The organism is Halomonas sp. SIMBA_159 (assembly GCF_046536035.1).
Taxonomy (GTDB): Bacteria; Pseudomonadota; Gammaproteobacteria; order Pseudomonadales; family Halomonadaceae; genus Vreelandella; species Vreelandella venusta_A.
Map to the genome: position 1 here is coordinate 1 of NZ_JAWJBT010001714.1, position 233 is coordinate 233.

The following is a 233-nucleotide window of genomic DNA, read 5'->3' on the forward strand; positions in this document are numbered from 1 at the left end:
GTTACGAATATCAATGCCGGTAGGGCACACATGTACACATAAGTTACAATCAATGCAGTCACCTAAGCCTTTTTCTTTGTAGTCTTTATCTTTGCGGCTACGCGGACCTCGGTTTTCACCACGTTTCTCATCATAGGTCACGGTGAAAGTATCTTTCTCAAACATGGCTGACTGAAAACGGGCGTACGGACAAATATGCGTACACATGATTTCCCGCATCCAGCCAGCATTAC

1 protein-coding gene is annotated in these 233 nt (G+C 45.1%); it reads right to left on the reverse strand.

Annotated features, from left to right (window positions below):
• The coding region (locus R0J87_RS25065) for a 4Fe-4S dicluster domain-containing protein (protein WP_498889733.1) at positions 1-233 on the reverse strand (233 nt) is incomplete at both ends.